Origin of the sequence: Candidatus Symbiobacter mobilis CR (assembly GCF_000477435.1) — a bacterium.
Classification (GTDB): domain Bacteria; phylum Pseudomonadota; class Gammaproteobacteria; order Burkholderiales; family Burkholderiaceae_C; genus Rhodoferax; species Rhodoferax mobilis.
On record NC_022576.1, the window covers coordinates 776,652 to 791,795 of the forward strand.

Sequence of the window (15,144 nt, forward strand, 5' to 3'; positions counted from 1 at the left end):
TCGGTCTCTCTGCTTCTTATTCCCTCGAATTCGAAGGAATTGGGCTCAATCCAACCTCTCGAAAAGCGCGATGAGCAAAGCCAAACGCACCAGCATCGAAGTTCAGGGCACATCCATTGCGATGCTCTCCCATGACCGCCAGGACTTCCTTTGCCTCACCGATATCGCCAAGCTGAAAAACCCCGACCATTCGGACGATGTGATTCGCAACTGGCTGCGCAGCCGTAGCACCGTCGAGTTCCTCGGCGTCTGGGAGCGCCTTAACAACCCCGCTTTTAATCCCGTCGAATTCGACGGGATTAAAAGCCAGACCGGCCTGAACAGCTTCGTCCTCACCCCGAAGCAATGGATCGAACAAACGGGCGCAATCGGCCTCCGCTCCAGTGCGGGCCGCTACGGCGGCACCTACGCCCACAAGGACATCGCCTTCGAGTTCGCATCCTGGGTATCGGTCGAGTTCAAGCTCTACCTCATCAAGGAAACGCTCATCCCGCCCAGCATCACCACGGCCCAGGCCAGCCTCGCCTATGCCAGCGAGGCCGATCTGCTCAACGTCGCCCTCTTCGGCCAGACCGCGAAACAATGGCGCGATGCCCACCCCGAAGCCGAAGGCAACCTCCGCGACCACGCCCCGCTGGAACAGCTCGTCGTCCTCACCAACCTCGAAAGCCTCAACTCCGTGCTCATTCGCCAAGGACTCCTGGCCCCCGAACGCCTGCTCAAGCTCAATGAAATCGCCATCACCCAGATGCGCACCCTGCTGGCGGACACCAACCTAAAACGGCTGCAGTGATGAGCAGTAAGACCAAAACCACCGCCACGAAGGAAGAGGCAAGGCCCGCGCTGGTGCCGAAGCTGCGGTTTCCGGAGTTTCGGGGAGCGGAGGGGTGGACACCCGTAACGCTAAAAAAAGCATCTACGCCAATAACAGAGCGTGTTGGCGAAAGAAAATTGATGCCGGTAAGCATCTCTGCTGGCATTGGTTTTGTGCCACAAGCCGAGAAGTTCGGGCGTGACATCTCAGGCAACCAGTATCAGCTCTACACCTTGGTCAGTGACGGCGACTTCGTTTACAACAAAGGCAATTCGCTCAAATTCCCGCAAGGCTGTGTTTACCAGTTGCAAAGCTGGGGGCAGGTCGCCGCGCCGCATGTCTTCATCTGCTTTCGGCTCAAGGATGGCTACTCGAATGTCTTTTTTCAGAACTGCTTCGAGCAGAACATGCACGGCAAGCAGCTCAAAAAGCACATCACGAGCGGCGCACGTAGCAATGGCTTACTGAACATCAGTAAAGAGGAATTCTTTGGTGTCGAAATCCCCACTCCACGCCCCGCCGAACAACAAAAAATCGCCGAGTGCCTGAGTGCGGTGGACGAGCTGATGGCCGCGCAAGCGCGGAAAGTGGACGCGCTCAAGACCCATAAAAAAGGGCTGATGCAGCAGCTTTTCCCCCGCGAACGCGAAACCCAACCCCGCCTCCGCTTCCCCGAATTCCAAAACGCCGGGGAGTGGGTGGTGAGCGAGTTGGGAACTTTGAGCGACGTGCGAGATGGAACTCATGATTCACCTGCATTTTTCCCAACGGGACGCCCACTTGTGACTTCCAAAAACCTGCGGCCCAATGGAACGCTCGATCTCGAAAATGTGAGTCTGATCTCCGAAGAAGACTATGAGCAAATCAACAAACGCTCCAAAGTCACAGTCGGCGACATTCTCTTCGGAATGATCGGAACTATTGGCAACCCAGTTTTGATCAAGTCGGAAGGATTCGCGATAAAGAACGTGGCTCTCATCAAGGAATTGGGGCCGCTTCTTAATGCGTTCCTCGTCCAGCTTTTACAAAGCAGGTATGTGGCCGCAATCTTTGCGGTGCTGAACACTGGCAATAGCCAAAAGTTCATCGCTTTGGGAAAGATAAGAGGACTTCCGGTTCCTGCCCCATCCCTCCCCGAACAAGAACGCATCGCCTCGTGCCTGAGCAGCCTCGACGCCCTGATCACCGCCGAAACCCAAAAACTCGAAGCCCTCAAGACCCACAAGAAAGGACTGATGCAGCAGCTTTTCCCTTCCCCCGAGGAGGAATGAAGGGTGGAAGTTTTCGCAACCTGACCCCATCATGAGCAAGATGACATCCACCAATGACAAACAGTTCCCCCGCGGCGCGGAATGGGTGCGGGCAGACTTTCACCTGCACACACTCAAGGACCCTGGAGCGTCCCGGAAACCATTTCGGGATGAGTATCGCGGTGTGAACGAGAATGGTCACGATAAGGCCAACGGCTTTCCGAAAGACTGGATCGGTCGGCTGAAAGAAGAGCAGATTAGGGTGGCGGTGGTCACGAACCACAACCATTTTGACCGGGACGAATACAAGACCTTGCGCAAACAGGGGGCGAACGAAGGAATCCTCGTCCTCCCAGGCGTGGAGCTGGGTATGAAAGACGGTGGTGGGGGAATCCACACGCTCATTGTCTTCAACCCCGATGGCTGGGTGGACAACCCGGAGCACGATGATCGGATCCATCGTTTTCTCTCCACCCAATTTCAGAGCACGCCGGACGAAGGCACTCGAACGAAGGACGATTTCTGCCACTGCCTGGAACTCCTAGACGGTGTGAAGGAAGATTACTTTGTGGTGTTCGCCCATGTGCAGAGCGACAACGGCCTTTTCCAGGAGCTGCAAGGAGACAACCTCGCCCACATGATCAACGGCTGCGGCAAGCGGTGGAGCGAGCGCGTGCTGGGCTTGCAGAAGGTCAAGAGGCTTGATGTCGTGAAAGCCCGATGGCCAGACACGCAGCCGATTCCTGCCCTGGTACAGGGCTCTGATCCCCAATGCATTGAGGCAGTAGGGAAGAGTGACCAGCACTGCTATCTGAAGCTTGGGGAGCTGTCCTTCGATGCAGTCAAGTTCGCCCTGTTCGACCACAAGCATCGGGTTCGCGCAGAACTGCCTTCCCCCCGGCAAGTCGTGCTGTTGCAGCAGGTGCGCTTCCATGGCGGAGCCTTGGATGGTTTGGCCGTGCCTTTTTCTCCATCGCTGAACTGCCTCATTGGTCCGCGTGGAAATGGCAAGTCAGCAGTGATCGAGTGCCTGCGCCATGCTTTGGGTTTCCGTGAGGGTGCCGATGACCGCTACAAGTCTGGTTTGGTCGAGCGCATGCTGTCGCCCGCTGGCAAGGTGGTTGTAGAGGCCAAGGATGAGTTCGGGCGTGAAGTCCGGGTGGAACGGGAGCGAAGCGGCCAGCCATCCGTTTATCTGGATGGTCAATATCGCGACATTTCTCCGGGATCGGTCCTCAAGGACATACTCTACTTCGGCCAGAAGGACCTCTCGGCCCGTTCGGAGTCGTTCGATGAGAGCTTTCTCGACAAGCTGCTGGCGGATAGGCTTGACCCCAAGCCGCAGGAAGAGGCGGCGCTCATCGAAGGCGTGCGCCAAGCGGCCCGGCAACTGAAAGAGACGTTGGAAGCCACCGAGAAGATCGCTGCGCTGCAAAAGGAGAAGAACGAACTGGATGCACAGCTCCAGGTCTTCACGGACAAGGGCGTGGACAAGAAACTTGCCGACATGACTCTCTTTGATGGGGACCGCCAGGCGATTGGCGCATGGCAACAGGCATTGAAGGAGCTGGGCACGAACCTCAAGGAGTCAGCGGATTGGGACGATGCGGATGCGGCGTTCCCCGTGCTGAAATCCAAGCGGAGCGAACCCATCGCTGTCGGCCTTGCCGCAGCCAAAGCGAAGTCCGACGAGGCCAAGACAACAGCTCAGGCAGCACTTCAGACCCTCCGGGAAGCATTCGTCACTGTGGGCGAGGCTCTTCAAAAGCTGGCACCAGTGCAGGACGAGATGAAGCAAGAGGTAGCCGAACTTCAAAAGACGCTGAACGAACCTCAGCTTGATTTGGAGCTGTTCCGCAAGAAGAAGGCCCGGCTCGATCAGTTGGTGAAACTGCTGGCGGCAGGTGCCCAACGCGCCAAAACCGAGCAAGCTGCGCGTGACCTGTTGGGCGCGGCGGTGAACAAGCTGCACGATTTCTGGCGAGAAAAGTTCACCGAGCGGGAAGCCGAAGTGCGTCGTCTGGAAGCGGCACTTCCGTCGGAGATTCGTCTTCAGACGGCCTTCAAAGGCAAGCGTCGGGCTTTCGGTGAGTTCCTTCGCTCCAAATTCCGTGGGAGCGGTTTGCAGGCAGCATCCTACGAAACAATGGAAGAAGCGTTCATTGATGGCCGCGAGCTGTATCAAGCTCGCACTGACCTGGAGAAGCATCTGAGTGAAAACGCTGCGATGAAGGTGCGTTCCACGCTGCTAGAAAGTCTGGCGGATTTCCTGAGTTTCCGCACACCGGATGAGACAGTCATCCTTTTCCACCAGAAGCCGTTGGGGGAATACTCACTCGGGCAGCGGGCCACAGTGATCCTGCATATTCTCATGCACCTACAGCGGCACTCGGTCATCCTCATCGACCAGCCGGAAGACGATCTGGACAACGAAACGCTCTACAGCCACTTCATCCGCCAACTACTGGAGCGGAAAGAGCTAACCCAGTTTGTTTTCGCCACCCACAATCCCAACATCCCAGTGCTGGGCGATGCGGAACAGGCCATCGTCTGCCGGAAAGAAGGAGAGACGTTTTCGTTCGACCACGGCAGCATCGACGACAAAGACATCCAGCAACGCATCGTTACCGTGATGGAAGGCGGCGAGGACGCGTTCCGGCGCAGAAAGGAAATTTATCAATTGTGGAAGAGTTCGAACTGAGAAACCAGATCCTCCTTGGCGAGGACAGCACGCGGCAATTCAAGCGCGAGCCGTCGGCTGATGCCAAGATGGCGGGCGAAATCGTCGCCTTCGCCAACAGCGGCGGAGGGCGCATTTTCATCGGGGTTGAAAAGGATGGCACCATTGCCGGTCTTACCGGCGAAGAGGCGGAGAAGGTCGGCGAGGACATGGCGAAGGTCGCATGGGACAGCGTTCGCCCGCCCTTTTCCATTCTCTCGAAATCCATTCCAACGGGGGACGGCATCGTCGTAGTCATTGAGATTCCCGATGGAGCATCCAAACCCTATTGTGATAACAAGGGTGTCTATTGGGTAAAGAATGGGCCGGACAAACGCCGGGTGCAGAGTCCCGAAGAGCTGGCTCGCCTTTTCCAATCTGGAGAGAAGCTCTATGCAGAAAGCCAGGTGGTGGCAGCCTCAACACTGGAGGACTTTGACCACGAGCGTTTCAAGCGCTTCTACGAGACGAAGTATTCCGAAACGCCGCCCAGCCGAAGCGAGGAGCGTGAAGCCTACCAGCGAACACTTGAGAATCTGGAACTGGTGGATTCCGGGCGGGTGACCGTGGCCGGGTTGCTGCTGTTTGGAAAACGTCTTCCGGTTCTGCTGCCGGAAATGAAGATGGATGCTATTTGGTTCCAAGGCAGTGAGCGGGCCTCATCCGAATGGCACGATCAACGAACGATCACCGGGACGCTGGCCGAGCAATACGACGAAGGCATGGGTTTCTTGAAACGGTGGAATGCCCGCGTCCAAGGTGAGGGATCGTTCAATCAAACCGGCCGACTCAAGGTGCCAGAAACGGTCTTCGAAGAGCTGCTAGTCAACGCGTTGATTCACCGTGACTACTTTATCAAGGACTCGATCAAGGTGTTCATCTTCGATGATCGCATTGAAATCCGCAGTCCGGGAAAACTGCCGAACAGCCTCACTGTCAATCAGATTCGCAGGGGAGTTCGGCGCAGCCGCAACGTTCTCCTGGCATCGTTCGCGCCCGATCTTCTCCATTTTCGGGGCATTGGTAGCGGGATTGTGCGGGCACTCAAAGCTTGGCCTTCGCTTTCTTGGGTCAACGACGCAGAAAGCGAAGAGGTGATGGTGACTATCGAGTTGACTCCAACCGCACCAACAGCATGACCGATACCAACCAAAAGCAACTGGGCAACACCCTCTGGAGCATTGCCGACCAACTGCGCGGGGCCATGGATGCGGACGACTTCCGCGACTACATGCTGTCCTTCCTCTTCCTGCGCTATCTCTCCGACAACTACGAGACGGCGGCGAAGAAGGAGCTGGGGCGGGATTACCCAGATGTGGGGGGCGACACCCGCAAGGTGCCGCTGGCGCTCTGGTATGCGAACAACGTGGACGACATCCCGGCGTTCGAGAAGCAGATGCGCCGCAAGGTGCATTACGTCATCCAGCCCGCGCACCTCTGGAACAGCATCGCCAACCTAGCCCGCACCCAGAACGGCGAGCTGCTGAACACACTGCAGGCGGGCTTCAAATACATCGAGACGGAGTCTTTTGAGAGCACCTTCCAGGGCTTGTTCTCCGAGATTGATCTGAGTTCCCCCAAGCTGGGCAAGACCTATCCCGATCGGAATGCCAAGCTCTGCACCATCATCCAGAAGATCGCCGAAGGGCTGGCGGAGTTTTCCACGGACATTGACGCGCTGGGCGATGCCTATGAATACTTGATCGGCCAGTTTGCCGCCGGGTCCGGCAAGAAGGCGGGCGAGTTCTACACCCCGCAGCAGATTTCCGACATCCTCTCCGCCATCGTCACGTTGGACAGCCAGGAACCGAAAACCGGCACCAAGAAGCGGCTGGAAAGCGTGCTGGACTTCGCCTGCGGCTCCGGCTCCCTGCTGCTCAACGTCCGCAAGAAGGTGAACAAGGCGGGCGGCACCATCGGAAAAATCTTCGGCCAGGAAAAGAACATCACCACCTACAACCTCGCGCGCATGAACATGCTGCTGCACGGGGTGAAGGACACGGAGTTCGACATCTTCCACGGCGACACCCTGCTCAACGAGTGGGACATGATGCGGGAGCAGAACCCCGCCAGAAAGCCGAGCTTCGACGCCATCGTCGCCAATCCGCCCTTCAGCTACCGCTGGGAACCTACCGACGCGCTTGCCGACGACGTGCGCTTCAAAAGCCACGGCCTCGCTCCCAAGTCCGCCGCCGACTTCGCCTTCCTGCTGCACGGCTTCCACTTCCTCAAGGACGAAGGCGTGATGGCAATCATCCTGCCCCACGGCGTGCTCTTCCGTGGCGGTGCCGAGGAACGCATCCGCACCAAGCTACTCAAGGACGGCCACATCGACACTGTCATCGGCCTGCCCGCGAACCTTTTCTACTCCACCGGCATTCCCGTCTGCATCCTCGTGCTGAAGAAGTGCAAAAAGCCCGACGACGTGCTCTTCATCAACGCCGCTGAGCACTTCGTGAAAGGCAAACGCCAAAACCAACTGAGCGAGGAGCACATTGCCACGATCATCAGCACCTACCAATTCCGAAAGGAAGAGCCACGCTATTCCCGACGAGTGGAGATGGCTGAGATCGAGAAGAACGACTTCAACCTGAATATCTCACGTTACATCAGTACGGCGGTGGGCGAGGCAGAAGTCGATTTGCAGGCAATCAATACCGAGCTGGTCACCCTGGCACAGAATATCAAGGATGCACGGGACAAACACAATGTCTTCCTCAAAGAGCTGGGCCTGCCAGCCTTGCCGTAAACCTCAAAGCGCTTTTTGCTCTCGGGCTTCCTCCAGACTACTTCTCACGAAGTAGCCCTTGCCGTCGGCTAATGGTTACTATTGCTCACGTTGAGTCCAATCCGATTCTCCCACAAGGGACTTTCACCCTATACGTTCACGCCCATGCTGGGCGCACATCGTTGGCAGCCAAATCATCTGCAGGTAGTGGCTGACAGAAAAGTCGGATTTTTGATGCGTGTACCCGGTACTTTCAGGAAGTGATCCGGAACCTAGACCGGATTACAAATTTTTTTGCGGTCGAATTTTGACAAAAACCATGTATCCTGCTCCAAAAATTGAATTATTGGTGAATGAAGGAAAAGCTATCCTCTGCAACCACTCATGCATCCCTTGAAAAAGACCGTCGAGCGGCATCAAGCCGCTCGACGAATGGATGGTGGTGTCGTTCGCTCGGCATCAATCGATTGCTGACGAACCACCATGCCAATACGGTAAAAATTTCGTGCCAAGACTGACAATGAAACATAGCGTTTGAATCCTTTTATTCCCTCATCGGGGCACATATCCAAACCAAAGTGTTCCAATCCATTGATCGCCGACTCTACAGCAGAATGTGCTTTCCGTAGTTTCACAAATGTCTCGCTCGATTCTCGTTCTTGTTCCGCTTGAGAACAGCGCCCTTTCTTTGGTAAAGCAGCACAGTCTAATAATTTTGCCAATTTTTTCTGATTCTCTTGACTGTGGAATCCTTTGTCAAAACTCACGGCATTCAAAGTCGAGAATCGTTCTTTGGCAGCTTCAACCATTGGTACAGCAACTTCGTTATCTTCTTGCTTCTCCATAACGTGATGATGCAGAATGAAACGATGTTGATCTTCCAGAATACAAACCTTTACCCCCAATTCCACAGGCACACCAGCCTTGCCTTTGCTTATCCACTCCGTATGCGGTTCAAACAGCGAGAATATCTTTTCCGAATGCGGAATGCGTTCCCCGTTGATCACCCTACGGCGAATCTGATCTGATAACTTTTCTGCATGCCCTATGAAGACCTGCAGCTTCGATAGCAACCCTTGCTCCTGTGCGCTGATCTGCGATGCAGCCAAGACGACTTCCTGCCTTGTTTGGGTGGCGCGCTCGAACAGCTCTTTGGCTTGCTTGAGATATTCCTCGCATGCTTCGTGGATGGCAGCTTCCTTTGCTGCACGTTTGGCTTCATTTTTTGAATGAGAGCGCCGAAGCCGCTGGATATGGCGATACTGCTTTTTGAATTGGCGATAAGAGTGTTCATGCTGACGCCAGCCAGACAATTTATGTTTCTCCGCTAACTTTGCACTCCATGCAATGATCTTTTTTATAGCATCAAAAAGAAGATTCAAATCGGTTGGAAAATGTACATCTGTTTCAACGACAAAGGAATCACAACGACCGTGTAGAACGTCGTCCGGGCTTTTTTTTACTAGCGTATGGCCGGTTTTGACCACAACTTGATTGATTCGATCAAGAATCTCTGGGGTAAATAACCTCAAATTATCTTTCAGGGTTTGCACGTTGTATTTTGTCTCATCATACCAGTCAGTATGCCCGAGCATTTGTCGCAATGTCCGATGTTGATTCACCAGCTCTTCCAATCGGTCGTAATCGATATTCAGACCCAATCGAACCACACCGATGACAAGAATTTGCCACTGCGACATACCTGGGCGACCCATATGTGCTTTTACTTTTTCACCAGAAGGGAGTACCGGGAGAATTTCTGAGAGGATAGAGAAAACTTCTTTGCGTACGTCTGGTATTGTGTAGATGTACTGAAGTCCTAGCAGCAATTTTGGGATATCATCGCGAGAACGCAGATCAAGTTGAATGTTGGCGATAGGATCTTCGCCTAATTTCATCTGAGGATTTATGACAGAGCGCATGTAGTTCCCAATTATTTTAATGAAGATTGAAGTAGGATGAAAATATTATATCAAAATTAAAAATTTTGTGTGTAATGCGACATCTTATGCATAATCTCATGAAAATCGCAGGAAAGCGGCTCAATCTTCACCCACCCAAACGTAGCGTACCCTGTTGATTTTGCATGGTTTTCTATTTTTCTGTCAGATACCAGGTAGTAAAGTAGAGGTTCTTCGTGAAAAAATTATCGAAGCCACCACAGGAGCACAAATCCGGTCACAGGCAATTCACGGCAGCAACTCGTAAGGCGATAGCTGTTCCGCAGAATGAAATCTAAAAGAGTCACGGAATATGCATTTTGAATGGGATCCGAAAAAAGCTACAATGAATCGGCGTAAACATGGCGTTACCTTTGAAGAAGCGACGAGCGCGTTGCGCGATGTGTTTTCGGCCACTGCTCACGACCCTGACCATTCGGATGATGAGGAACGATTTGTAACCTTTGGTGTTTCCTCCCAAGGGCGATTACTTAGAGCCTATTTCGGTAGGCAATATGCCCTTAAAGTGATTAGGGCGCAAGTGAGGTGCAACATGGCGATATACGTTTCGGGAAGTTTTTCCCAACGAACCAGAATTCGGCGAAAGCGATTCATCCAGCTATGTGTACGTTCTACTACCCAGCGCCGTGCCTTGAAACCAGCTTCTTGCTTTATAGATTTAGCTTCTTCGCCTCTGGAACGAATGTGAGCCGTAAAGCCAAATTCTTTGACGATCTCTCTTACTTCATCAAAATCGTATCCTTTGTCCAAGCAGATGCCTTGTGGTTTTGTATCCGTCGGGTCTGGTCGTTTTGCTTTGATGTCTTCCAGCGTACTCCTGACCAACTTCATGTCGTGCCGATTCGCACCGTCGATGGCGACGGCAAGCGGTATGCCTGCACCATCAGTAAGCACACTGCGCTTGACACCTTGCTTGCCTCGATCTGTTGGGTTGGCCCCAGTTGTTTGCTGACCTGCTAGGGGTGCTTTGGTTAACGCTCCATCCATGGATGTCCATGCCCAATCGATGCCTTGGGATTTGTCGTATTCGACCAATTGTTGTATCCAAAGGGCTGAAAATACACCTGCTTTCGTCCATTCGCGAAAGCGTCGATAGGCAGAACTACACGAGCAAATTCCTGTCATGTTTAAGGCGTTCCACTGGCAGCCAGTTCGCAATACGAAAAGAATTGCGTTCATTGCGCTGCGATCAGATACACGCGGATTATGGCAACCCAGGGGATGTTTTTTGGGTTCAGGGAGCGATAATTTTATTATTCCCCAGAGTGCATCATGCAATCTCCACCCATCATTATGAAATACCAAACCCATAATTTTCCTCATCTATGTTATTGCGACTGTGATGATGAACATTATATATCATTAGCCTACCGAAATAGGCTCTTACTGTATCACATACCGACAGAGGCAATGCCATTCGTATCATATCGGCGCGGCTAGCCACAAATATTGAGAGGAAAATTTATGAAGAAGGTTAAATCAGGCATGACAGACGAGCTTAGACCAGAATACAAGCGATCAGATTTCGGTGAAATCGTGCGTGGCAAGTACGCAAACCAGATTAAAGCCGAAACTAATGTAGTGCTTCTTGATCCTGATATTGCTGAGGCTTTTCCTAATGATGAAGCGGTAAACAAAGCGCTTCGGTATTTGCTGGAAGTGGCGAAAACATCATCCAGCCTAATCGGGTAGGCAACGGCTTCTCACCGTCGCCCCCCACACCACCCACCGTGCGGGTCCGCAGTGGGCGGTGCTACAAGTCGGCTCGCTCGACAAAGTCTTTCACTTCATAACCATGTATCCCTGTGCCTTGCACCACAGGTCTTTCCCACGCAGCAAGCATTGTTCCAGTAACCAGACGTTGGATATGGCCTGATTGATAACCGGGGTTCTGGACATCTGCCAGTAGCTCTTGCTACTGTCGGCTAGTGGTTACTATTGCTCACGTTGAGTCCAATCCGGTTCTCCCACAAGGGACTTTCACCCTATACGTTCGCGCCCATGCTGGGCACACACAGGAAAAGGATGGAGAACAACGATGACGATCGACATACTGTGGGCGCTAGGAATAGGCGCTGGAGTAAGCACCGGGCTGTGCGCAGTGCTCGTTGCACTGGGCTGGGCATGGTGGTCACGCAGCCACGCGGCCACGATGGAGGCCTTGCAGCGCATCGAAGCCTCGCTACTGCAAGGCGCTGCGCGAACGGAGGCGCAACTGGCCGCGCTGACCCAGCAACTGCACGCCGCTGCCCAATCTGCGGCTGCACAGCAGGAAGCGTTGCGCAAGGCCGTCGATGACCGGCTGGAGCACGCGGCCCAGGAATCGCGCCAAGGCAGAACGGAGCTGCATACATCCTTCCAGCACTTCGAGGGCCGGCAAGACGCAGGCCGTCGCGGGCTGGAGCAGCTTGTTGCGCAACGGCTGGACACGGTGCTGGAACAGGCCCAGGCGCTGCAAACCCAATTGCAGGATCGGCTATCCGCCCAAGCACAGTCGCAATTGCAGATGCAGGAAGCGCTCCAAGCCACGCTGCGCACGGTGCAAGAAGCCAGTAGCAGCGCGCTGCAACAGCAGTTTTTGGCGATGCAGCAGTCGTTTTCCCAGCAATGGACTGCACTGGCGCAAGGGGCACAGCACAGCGCAGAGCAATTGCGCGCCACCGTCAACGAACGCCTGGGAGCCATGCAGACCGACAACGCATCTAAGCTCGAAGCCATGCGCCAGATGGTCGACGAGAAGCTCCACGCCACGCTGGAACAACGCCTCGGCGCATCGTTCCAGCTTGTGAGCGAGCGGCTGGAGCAAGTGCAGCAAGGGCTGGGGGAAATGAAAACCCTCGCTGGTAGCGTGGGCGACCTCAAGCGCGTGATGACCAACGTCAAAACCCGTGGCGTCTGGGGCGAAATGCAACTCGGCGCGATCCTCGAAGATGTGCTGACCCCGGAGCAATACGCCCGCAACGTCAAGCCCTGCCCGCGCAGCAACGAGATCGTCGAATTCGCGATCCGCCTGCCCGGTAAGCGCGAAGACCAGCCGGTGTGGCTGCCCGTCGATTCCAAGTACCCCGTCGAACACTACCAGCGCCTGATGGACGCGCACGACGCTGCGGACAAAACGGCCATCGTGCAGGCCGCAGCGGGTTTCGAGGCATCGATCCGGCAAGAGGCCAAGCGCATCGCCACCAAGTACCTCTGCCCCCCGCAGACCACGGACTTCGCGATCCTCTACCTGCCGAGCGAAAGCCTCTATGCCGAAGCCCTGCGCCGCCCAGGCTTGGTCGGCGCCATCCAGCACGAGCACCGCATCATCGTCGCAGGCCCGGCCAATTTGGCAGCGATGCTCAATAGCCTGCAACTGGGTTTTCGCACGCTGGCCATTGAAAAGCGGTCTTCGGAAGTCTGGAACCTGCTGGCCGTGGTCAAAACCGAATTCGCCAAATTTGGCGATGTGATCGATGCAACCAAGCGCTCGATCGACCAAGCCGCCAAGAAATTCGACGAAGTGGGCCAACGCACCCGCGCCATCCAGCGCAAGCTCAGCGGCGTGGCGGAATTGCCCCTGACGGTGGCAGACACGCTGGCAGTGCCTGCTGTGCCGGAAGTCTCTTCGGACAACGATGACTCGGTTTGATGGCGGTACAGAGCAAGGAATTCATTGCTATGGAGAGCAACGATCCAGAACCGGCCTTCGTGGGCGGAAGTACGGCGCTATGCGGATGTATCGCGTAGCTTCTGATGGAATGACGAGTGAGGAGTAGCCTCTTCATGCGCCGATGCGGCTATGACGTAATGGCTCTTGCGAAACAAAAACCGTTTTTCAACCAAGTGCCACAAAGCAATTGCGCCACTCGTAGTAATGAGGATAACCGAAATCAAAAAGTACCATGGGCTGTCACGGAACCAGCCTGAATACAGCAACAACTGAATGATCGGAAAGTGCAAGATGTACATGCCGTAAGAAAAGTCACCGTACTTTCCAAAGTTTCCTACGTACAAGAACAGACCAAAATAAACAACCATCGTGGCAAGCGCAAATGGTTCCAAAATAGGTAACGGCAAATACCTATTTACTGCCAGCGTCAAAACTGCCGCAACCAGAAAATACCCGATTTTGCGTTCAAATAAAGGCAAAAAATAGTAAAGAAAAGCCCCAGACATAAAGTAAGAAAGCTGCCCTGGTAATTGGCGACCAAGTTCTACGTACATCCCCGAACCTGTGCGTTCGGCAACTACTGCCAACAATCCAGCATAGGCCACAGAGGAGACATAGGCGAGTAGCAGTATTGGAAAATGAGTAAATTTTCGAAACAAATAAACAAATAGGGGAACGGATAGGTAGAACATCACCTCAATCTTGAGCGTCCAGAGTGCTCCATTCACAACAGCCAATGTATGGGAATCGAAAACGCCTGGAAGTGCTGGCTGCAAGAAATTTAGGAATGTTAAGTTTGCAACAAGGTACTTGATCCAAGTAAAAGAAAAGTAGTCACTGGCATTCTTTGAGCTAACAGCGAATAAGCTGACTGCGCAGAGCATCACTACCGTAAAATAAGCTGGGTAGATGCGAAGAATGCGTTTTTTAGCGTAAGAGGCAATAGTTTTTGACCGCTCAAAGCTCATGAAGATCAGAAACCCACTGACGACAAAGAAAGCCTTCACCGCCACTGTCGAAGACAAAATACTGGCAACAATCTCTAGCTGCTGGAACCCAGAAAGCTCATAAGCGTGGACAAGCAAAACGGTGACTGCAAAGAGAAGTCGCAGTAAGTCAAAGTTGTTCTCTTTCAATCTGGGATTGCTTTGTGGGGACAAATCAAGCTCCTCATCGGGATAGGAAAAAGCCTCACGGCTCCTCCCTCCGACACCACCGGACATCTACTGTGACAAAGGGGGTGCTTGGAACTACTTCGGCTCTGGCACAGCCTGTGATTCCCGCTTGTACTGCTCGTAGGAGGTGGATGCGCTGGACAGGCACCGGCTTCGTTCCTGTTGGTCAGCGATCTTGAGGCACTCGTTCCGCTGCCATGATTGACCAACCCCATAGAGTTGTTGGGATGTGCAACTGCCAAGTGCGACAGTGACCGGCAGGACAAGGATCGTGGCGAAAGTTTTTTTCATCTGGTGCTCGTACTACAGACGCCGCAGCAAGCGTGAGATGCCGACGAATGGGGCGATGGGTGTTCCGGGTCGCTTTTCCAACCAATTATCCACAAAATTCGCTTCATCCACTGGCCCCTCACTCATACCCTCCCATTCCATCATAAGAGGCACTGCATATCCGAAGGCTTCGGCCTCATTACGAACAATCTGTCCATGAATGGATACGATCTGCTCGATCAGATTACGTCGCCTTACCAGCACCACTTTTTCCGGAGAGGGAGGGATATCCAATGCCCAAAGAATGGAGCGCGGGCCAATGGAATCCATATATTTCCGGACGCATGGCTGTCCAGCCTTTGGGTAATTTTTCTGATTGATCTCCCCTGCCGGCCGCAAACCAATGAAAATAACTTCTGACAACGAAGGAGAGTGCGGCGGGTCCGCCTGGGCACCGTCGCACCAGCCACAGCACCAAGCCATAGCCAATACCGATATCAATGCATAGCGCATGAGTTATTCATGACTTGATGAAATTGCGTCTTCCTCGATATTGTTAACAGTGTCTGGGCTTG

Annotated in this window: 11 protein-coding genes and 1 pseudogene; 8 read left to right on the plus strand and 4 right to left on the minus strand. The window is 53.9% G+C overall.

Annotated elements, in window-relative coordinates; genetic code table 11:
• Nucleotides 1–70: 70 nt before the first annotated feature.
• The 5 genes from CENROD_RS03150 to CENROD_RS03170 are packed head-to-tail and all read left to right on the plus strand — an operon-like array spanning nt 71 to nt 7,532.
• Nucleotides 71–793, plus strand: coding sequence for a KilA-N domain-containing protein (locus CENROD_RS03150; RefSeq protein ID WP_022771639.1), 723 nt, complete (start codon nt 71–73; stop codon nt 791–793).
• Nucleotides 793–2,085 carry a restriction endonuclease subunit S gene (locus tag CENROD_RS03155; protein ID WP_022771640.1) on the plus strand — a complete coding sequence of 431 codons (1,293 nt, stop codon included), beginning with the start codon at nt 793–795 and terminating at the stop codon, nt 2,083–2,085. Before CENROD_RS03150 ends, CENROD_RS03155 begins: the two co-directional genes overlap by 1 nt.
• 31 nt (nt 2,086–2,116) lie before the next feature.
• Entirely contained in the window at nt 2,117–4,765 is a 2,649-nt protein-coding gene (locus CENROD_RS03160) for a TrlF family AAA-like ATPase (RefSeq protein WP_022771641.1), read from the plus strand.
• Entirely contained in the window at nt 4,747–5,922 is a 1,176-nt protein-coding gene (locus CENROD_RS03165) for an RNA-binding domain-containing protein (RefSeq protein ID WP_022771642.1), read from the plus strand. The genes CENROD_RS03160 and CENROD_RS03165 overlap by 19 nt, the downstream gene beginning before the upstream one ends.
• The gene (locus CENROD_RS03170; RefSeq protein WP_022771643.1) at nt 5,919–7,532 is read left to right on the plus strand and encodes a type I restriction-modification system subunit M; all 1,614 of its coding nucleotides are present in this window, start codon (nt 5,919–5,921) and stop codon (nt 7,530–7,532) included. The genes CENROD_RS03165 and CENROD_RS03170 overlap by 4 nt, the downstream gene beginning before the upstream one ends.
• Nucleotides 7,533–7,927: 395 nt before the next feature.
• Here CENROD_RS03170 and CENROD_RS03175 read toward each other — a convergent pair whose 3' ends face one another.
• The gene (locus CENROD_RS03175) at nt 7,928–9,433 is read right to left on the minus strand and encodes an ISNCY-like element ISSymo1 family transposase (protein WP_022771644.1); all 1,506 of its coding nucleotides are present in this window, start codon (nt 9,431–9,433) and stop codon (nt 7,928–7,930) included.
• Between the two features lie 364 nt (nt 9,434–9,797).
• On the opposite strand from CENROD_RS03175, the pseudogene CENROD_RS14555 reads away from it, so the two are divergent.
• A pseudogene (locus tag CENROD_RS14555) lies at nt 9,798–9,896 on the plus strand (BrnT family toxin); the annotation flags it as partial.
• 53 nt (nt 9,897–9,949) lie between these two features.
• Here the strand turns inward: CENROD_RS14555 and CENROD_RS12980 are convergent.
• A complete protein-coding gene (locus CENROD_RS12980) occupies nt 9,950–10,783 on the minus strand; it encodes an IS5 family transposase (RefSeq protein ID WP_081699913.1) in 834 nt (277 codons plus the stop codon).
• Nucleotides 10,784–10,936: 153 nt separating this feature from the next.
• Between CENROD_RS12980 and CENROD_RS03185 the strand changes: the two genes are divergently transcribed.
• Together CENROD_RS03185 and CENROD_RS03190 are read left to right on the plus strand one after the other, a co-directional pair.
• The gene (locus tag CENROD_RS03185; protein WP_022771646.1) at nt 10,937–11,164 is read left to right on the plus strand and encodes a hypothetical protein; all 228 of its coding nucleotides are present in this window, start codon (nt 10,937–10,939) and stop codon (nt 11,162–11,164) included.
• A gap of 346 nt (nt 11,165–11,510) precedes the next feature.
• The gene (locus CENROD_RS03190) at nt 11,511–13,103 is read left to right on the plus strand and encodes a DNA recombination protein RmuC (protein WP_022771647.1); all 1,593 of its coding nucleotides are present in this window, start codon (nt 11,511–11,513) and stop codon (nt 13,101–13,103) included.
• A gap of 77 nt (nt 13,104–13,180) precedes the next feature.
• Here the strand turns inward: CENROD_RS03190 and CENROD_RS03195 are convergent, their stop codons facing one another.
• Both CENROD_RS03195 and CENROD_RS03200 read right to left on the minus strand, forming a co-directional pair.
• On the minus strand, nt 13,181–14,347 hold the full coding sequence (locus tag CENROD_RS03195; protein ID WP_022771648.1) for an acyltransferase family protein: 1,167 nt from the start codon (nt 14,345–14,347) through the stop codon (nt 13,181–13,183).
• Between the two features lie 255 nt (nt 14,348–14,602).
• Nucleotides 14,603–15,082 (minus strand): hypothetical protein, encoded by a 480-nt coding sequence (locus CENROD_RS03200; protein WP_022771650.1) that lies wholly within the window; start codon nt 15,080–15,082, stop codon nt 14,603–14,605.
• Nucleotides 15,083–15,144: the final 62 nt, after the last annotated feature.